The organism is Myxococcus llanfairpwllgwyngyllgogerychwyrndrobwllllantysiliogogogochensis (genome assembly GCF_006636215.1).
GTDB lineage: Bacteria > Myxococcota > Myxococcia > Myxococcales > Myxococcaceae > Myxococcus > Myxococcus llanfairpwllgwyngyllgogerychwyrndrobwllllantysiliogogogochensis.
In genome coordinates, this window is sequence record NZ_VIFM01000420.1 from 1 (window position 1) to 6,501 (window position 6,501).

Sequence of the window (6,501 nt, forward strand, 5' to 3'; positions counted from 1 at the left end):
AAGCAAGAGGGGAGCGCGAGCGGGGGGGAGGCTGCGGTAGAGTGCGCCCCATGCGTCGCCTTGCCTTGTGCCTGCTCCCTTTGCTGGTCCTCGCGTGCTCCAAGTCGAAGGAGCAGGCGGCGGTCCGAATCCCCGTTGAGTACACCTCTGGATTCAATAAGGGGTGTTTCAAAGTCGTCGTCCAGGATGTCGCGAAACCGGAATTGAATCTGGAAGAGGTCGCCGCGCCGATCAAAAACTCGGTTTGGGGAGGTCCTTCCGCCGTCTTGCCGGTGTTTGTGGTCAAGAAAGACGGCTGGGGCAACACGTTCAAGGTGACGGTCTCCGCGTACGAGAAATCGTCGTGTACCGGCTCCGGGGAGACGTTGGCCGTCGCTGGCCAGCAGGTCGATAGCGCTGAGAACGTGTTCGAATTCCCCAGCGAAGACGTCAAGGACGTGTCTGCGTTGACGCTCACGACAGTCGACTCAGACGATGACGGTTTCGTTTCCATTTCCGCCGAGAAGAAGGGAACGGACTGCGCCGACAACGACCCCATGAGGAACCCCGGGCAGAAGGAACTCTGCGACGACAAGGACAACAACTGTGTCGGTCCGGCTGTCGGTCCAGAGGCTGACGAGGGGCTCCCCAAAGTGCCCATGTTCCTTGATGGGGACAAAGATGGGGTTGGTCGCGAGGCCACCACGCACTGCGTGCCGGAAGCCGGTGTCACCGGTTATGCGACTGTTGGCGGGGACTGCAAGGACGACGATGCGGACATCGCTCCGGGCAAGACGGACATTTGCGATAACAAGGACAACAACTGCGACGGGGCCACGGACGAGAACGACGACAAGAAATGGTACCAAGACGGCGATCAGGATGGTTCGCTTGGTGAGGCCACCATCAAGACTCAGTGCGGTCAGCCTGACAACTCCTATCGTCACCGGGTTCAGAACGAGGACTTCGATTGCAACGACGCTGACGGCAACAACACGCCGGGCAAGACGGAGTCGTGCGACAACGCCGACAACAACTGCGATGGGAACGCGGATGAGGCGTTTCCAACGAAGGGCACGTCGTGCAACCTCCCCAGCGTGAGCTGCGCTGGGACGTGGGTCTGCACGGGGGACAAGTTGGCCGTCGAGTGCAACGCGAGGGCGCCGAGGTTGTTCTACCCCGACCGTGACGGTGACGGAGACGGAGACCAGAACGCGACGGTGGACGAAGTTTGCGCGAACGAGACGCCCCAAGTCGGCCACGTGGAGAACCTCCACGGAGACTGCGATGACGTGGACCCCGCAGCGAGGTCGGGCCTCGCGGAGGTGTGTGACGCCATCGACAACAACTGCAACGCGGGCGTGAGCGACGAGCCGCTGTCGTGTGGAGGCACGTTGAAGGATGTGGCCAGCTATCACCTGACTTCAGACAGCCAGGACTGGAAGACGGTGGCGGTGGGGCAGGGTGGATATCCTGTCTGGGTGGCGGGCCGAGCCGGCAAGCTGGCGGTGCGCAAGGCGGCCAACCAGAAGTTTGAGAGCTACAGCTACGGAGACACCGCGAATCCGTCCCCTCCTGACGGGAGCCCTCCGCTCAACACGAACAACTGTGGGGACAAAAATTGGACGGTCTCCTGGGTGGACTCTCAAGGCAGTGTGTTCTTGGGCGGCGAGGCAGGATGGGTGGCCAAGCATGCCGGGACGAGTGCCGCGTGTGGGCCAGGGACCTTGCCTCCCCCGTCTTCCGGGCCCACCCCCAACATCACAGGAATGGTGGGCTTCGAGTCCGGAGGGGCAACGACCATCTATGTCAGTGACACGAACGGGCGTCTGTTCAGGTGGGCGGTGGGTGCTGCTGGCAATCCATTCCTGGAGCTGAACGACAACATCAACAACCTCTACGGCCTGCATGCCCTGCGAGAGGACTTCATGCTCGCGGTGGGACACAGCTCGGGCGGGGGGGATAGGCAGCGGTTCCTGTCCTACGCAGTGACGACTGGGACAACCCCGGCTGCGACACCAACAGGGCACACGTCCAACCCCACCAACGTGGATGGCAAGGCCATCGCGGTGTGGATGGGAGACGCGGACAAAGCCTGTGCAGTGGGTGATGACGGGGCCGCGTGGCGTTGGAACGGCGCGACGACATGGGACAAGACAGACGCCCCGTCGGAGTTCGACTTCACCAGCGTGGTGATGCGTTATGACACGCTGAACCCACAGAACCCGCTGAACGAGCAGTGCTACATGGTGGACAAGCGCACGGGCGGAACTGGCGGCAAGCTGCACCGGCTGACGCCGTATGGCTGGGCCAAGGGGCCGGACCTGACCGGGAGCCTGGCGAACGTGCCGCTGAACGACATCGCCATCACGGAAGCCGGACACCTGTGGATCGTCGGTGAAGACGGCCGGGTGTTCCACTACCCGGAGCCGTAGCCGTCGCTCGCGGTCTCCACCACGCTTCGGGCCTGAATGGCCGGAGCGTGGTGACCTGGACAGGAAAGTCCTGTCTGGATTTTCTGGAGAGCTCTGTTTGGACTTAGAGTCCAGGCATGTCCAAGTCATGCCTGTGGGGGGAATGCCTTGCGGTCTTCGTTTGTGTGTCAGTGGCGATGCCGCTGAGCGCGCACGGGGCCGAAGGTGAGGTCCAACGTCAAATCACCGAGGCCATCCGTCTCTACGAGGACCTCGAATACGAGCGAGCGCTGGAGCGACTGAAGCACGCCAGTCGCCTGCCGCATGGTCCCGACGAAGCGGTCTCCCTCTCCCTGCTGCGAGGCATTGTCCAAGCGGACATGGGAAGGTGGGAGGCGGCGCGCAAGGACTTCCGCGAGGCGCTCCAACGCCAGCTCGATATCCAGCTTCCCTTGCACGTCTCGCCCAAGGTGAGTCGCGAGTTCGAGACGCAGCGCACGAAGGTCCGTGCGTCAGTGGCCGGTCGACGCGCGGATTCGCCGACAGCGCCCACTGCAGCGGCGGTGGAGGTCGCGCCAGTGGACGCGAAGCCCCTGTCCAAGGAGACCGAGGTCGCCGCGACTCACCTGATTCCTCCCAGCAAGGAGGACGGAGTCCCGGAAGCGTGGGCACCAGGCGTCGTGGAAGAGTCGGCGCGAGCCTCTCAGGGTGTGCGCGTCGCAGGACGACGGGTGCCAGTGGTGAGCTGGGCGTTGCTGGGCGCGGGAGTCGCGGCGGGTGGAGTGGGCACGGTGTTCGGCCTGTCGTCGCGCAGCCAGATCGACGATGCGCGGTCCGCCCAGCTCCAGGAGGACCTTGAGTCCCACCATTCACGGGCACAGAGCAGTGCGCAGACAGCGAACATCCTCTTTGGCGCCGCGACGGCTGCCGCGGTGGGAGCGCTGGCGACGTGGCTCTTGATGGACTCCTCCGAAGCGACCGTGGCCGAGGGAGGTGCGCGATGAGCCGCATGGGAAGCCTGGTCGTCGTGAGCCTGCTGGTGCTCGGAGGCTGTTCCGTGCCGAGCCTCGAGGACCTCGAGGCCGAGAGGGGCGTTCGCATCACGGTCGACTACTCGCCGAGCTTCAAGACCGGGTGCATCGTGATGCGAACCCAGGATGAAGCGAATCCGGCGAACTTCACGGAGCAGACCGTCGAGGGCAGCGCTCTCTCTCGTCAGACGCCGCCATTGGAGCTGAGGGCATTCCGCAGGGGGGATTGGAGCAAGAAGGTGCGGGTGACCCTCACCGCGCACGAGCAGACCTGCGCGGGCAAGGCAGTGGACCGGGTGGAACTGGTGGGGGAGGCCGGCAGGTCACTCGCGGCGGTGCTCGCCACTCCTGATGCGGACGGTGACGGGTACGTTGCCATACTGGGGAGCAATCGCGGGGGGACGGACTGCGACGACACCGACGTCATGAATAGCCCCGGGCAGCCGGAGATCTGCGACGACAAGGACAACAATTGCTCAGGCGCGGCCGACGAGACGCTGACCCGAGTGGCCATGTTCCGTGACCGGGACAATGACGGCGTGGGTAGTGAGTCGACCATCCACTGCGTGCCGGCGGCCGGTGTCACTGGTTATGTGAGTGTTGGCGGGGACTGCAAGGACGACGATGCGACCATCGCTCCGGGCAAGACGGACGTTTGCGATGACAAGGACAACAACTGCGACGGGGCCACGGACGAGGGCAGCGACAAGAACTGGTACCAAGACGGCGACCAGGATGGTTCGCTTAGTGCGGCCACGGGCAAGGTCCAGTGTGGTCAGCCTGACGCATCCTATCGTCAACGGTTTCAGAGCGAGGCCTTCGACTGCAATGACCATGACGGCAACAACACGCCGGGCAGGGTGGAGTCGTGCGACAACGCCGACAACAACTGCGATGGGAGCGCGGATGAGGCGTTTCCAACGAAGGGCACGTCGTGCAACCTCCCCAGCGTGAGCTGTGCTGGGACGTGGGTCTGCACGGGGAACCAGTTGGCCGTCGAGTGCAACGCGAGGGCGCCGAGGTTGTTCTATCCCGACCGTGACGGAGACGGAGATGGAGACCAGAACGCGACGGTGGACGAAGTCTGCGCGAACGAGACGCCCCAAGTCGGCCACGTGGAGAACGTCCACGGAGACTGCGATGACGTGGACCCCGCGGCGAGGTCTGGCCTCACGGAAGTGTGTGACGCCATCGACAACAACTGCAACGCGGGCGTAAGCGACGAGCCGTTGTCGTGTGGAGGCACGTTGAAGGATGTGGTCAGCTATCACTTGTCTTCAGGCAGCCAGGATTGGAGGACGGTGGCGGTGGGGCAGGGGGGATATCCGGTCTGGGTCGCGGGCCGAGGCGGCAAACTGGCGGTGCGCAAGGCGGCCCACCAGAAGTTCGAGAGCTACAGCTACGGAGATACCCCGAATCCGTCACCCCCTGACGGGAGCCCTCCTCTCAACACGAACAACTGTGGAGACCACAACTGGACGGTCTCCTGGGTGGATTCTCAAGGCCGTGTGTTCTTGGGCGGCGAGGGAGGGTGGCTGGCCATCCATGGAGGGACGAGTGCCGCCTGTGGGCCGGGGACTTTGCCCACCACGCAGAACCTCACGGGAATGGTGGGCTTCGAGTCTGGCGGGGTGACGACCATCTACCTGTCCGACACGGATGGGCGGCTGTACAGGTGGGCGGTGGGGGCTTCTGGTAATCCATTCACGGAGCTGAACGACAACAACAACAACCACTACGGCCTGCATGCCCTGCGAGAGGACTTCATGCTCGCGGTGGGAGGAAGCACGGGGCCCGATAGGCAGCGGTTCGTGTCCTACGCCGTGACGACTGGGACGACCCCGGCCGGGACACCGACGGGGCACACGTCCACCCCCTCCAACGTGAATGGTAAGGCCACCGCGGTGTGGATGGGGGACGCGGACAAGGCCTGCGCGGTGGGAGATGGCGGGGCTGCGTGGCGTTGGGACGGCGCGACGACGTGGGACAAGACAGACGCCCCATCGACGTTCGACTTCACCAGCGTGGTGATGCGGTACGACGCGCAGAGCCCACAGAACCCGCTGAACGAGCAGTGCTACATGGTGGACAAGCGCACGGGCGGATTTGGCGGCAAGCTGCACCGGCTGACACCGTATGGCTGGGCCAAGGGCCCGGACCTGACCGGAAGCCTGGCGAACGTGCCATTGAACGACATTGCCATCACAGCAGCCGGAGACCTGTGGATCGTCGGTGAGGACGGCCGCGTGTTCCACTACCCGGAGCCGTGACCTCCCGGTCCTGAATCCCCGGGCCCACGTGGCCCGGGGGCCTCCAGCTCCCGTAGCGGCACCCACTGCTCCAACAGCGGCCCGCCGTGCTTCCTCCGTCCAATCCGCTGCGACGGATAAATCCCCCGGTGGCCCGTCAGCAGATACGCCACCGTCGACACAATCATCACGTGCGGCAGCACCCCCGCGCCCACCAGCTCCACCGCCATGATGGACAGCGCCAGCGGTGTATTCGCCGCCGCCGCGAACAACGCCGCCATCCCCACCGCGGCCCCCAAATCCACTGGCAATCCCAGCACCCGCGCCAGCACGTTCCCCAGGCTCGCGCCAATGAAGAACAGCGGCGTCACCTCTCCGCCCAGGAACCCCGAGCCCAGCGTCACCACCGTGAACGCAAGCTTCCACGCGAACGCGGACACCGGCAGCGCCGGGTCCTCGAACGCTCGGATGATTCCCGGCACCCCCAACCCCAGATACTCATCCGTCCCCACCCACAACCAAAGCAACACCACCGCAGTCCCACCCATCGCCATCCGCAAAGGCAACCACCGCACCCGCCGCTCCAACAGCGCCTTCAGCCGGTGCAGCCCCTCCACGAACACCACCGCCACCACCGCCACTCCCACCGCGAACACCAACCACTTCCCCAACACCTGCGCCGTCAGCGGCAACACCCCCGGCACCGGATACACCGTGTGGTGAATCCCCAGCCCCCGCGTCACCAAATCCCCCACCACCGAAGCCACCAGCGCCGGCAGCAGCGCCTCGTAGCCGAGCCGCCCCACCACCACGACCTCCAACCCGAAC

The 6,501-nt window shown here is 64.7% G+C and carries 4 protein-coding genes; 3 read left to right on the top strand and 1 reads right to left on the bottom strand.

The annotated features are described in order from the left end of the window. Window positions 1–272: 272 nt before the first annotated feature. From FJV41_RS47280 to FJV41_RS47290, 3 genes are all read left to right on the top strand, one after another. Window positions 273–2,414, top strand: a complete 2,142-nt coding sequence (locus FJV41_RS47280) for a putative metal-binding motif-containing protein (RefSeq protein WP_246137874.1) — start codon at window positions 273–275, stop codon at window positions 2,412–2,414. A 176-nt stretch (window positions 2,415–2,590) separates the two neighbouring features. Further along, window positions 2,591–3,397 (top strand): tetratricopeptide repeat protein, encoded by an 807-nt coding sequence (locus FJV41_RS47285; protein ID WP_246137873.1) that lies wholly within the window; start codon window positions 2,591–2,593, stop codon window positions 3,395–3,397. Further along, window positions 3,394–5,694 carry a putative metal-binding motif-containing protein gene (locus FJV41_RS47290; protein WP_141649207.1) on the top strand — a complete coding sequence of 767 codons (2,301 nt, stop codon included), beginning with the start codon at window positions 3,394–3,396 and terminating at the stop codon, window positions 5,692–5,694. Before FJV41_RS47285 ends, FJV41_RS47290 begins: the two co-directional genes overlap by 4 nt. On the opposite strand, the gene FJV41_RS47295 is transcribed toward FJV41_RS47290, so the two are convergent. Beyond that, a partial coding sequence (locus FJV41_RS47295; protein ID WP_181791457.1) for a chloride channel protein occupies window positions 5,679–6,501 on the bottom strand: 823 nt, incomplete at its 5' end. The genes FJV41_RS47290 and FJV41_RS47295 overlap by 16 nt on opposite strands.

Excerpts from the sequence above, each read along its gene's own strand:
- FJV41_RS47285 (WP_246137873.1), top strand. The coding sequence starts at position 2,591 with ATGCCGCTGAGCGCGCACGGGGCCGAAGGTGAGGTCCAACGTCAAATC.
- FJV41_RS47290 (WP_141649207.1), top strand. The coding sequence starts at position 3,394 with ATGAGCCGCATGGGAAGCCTGGTCGTCGTGAGCCTGCTGGTGCTCGGA.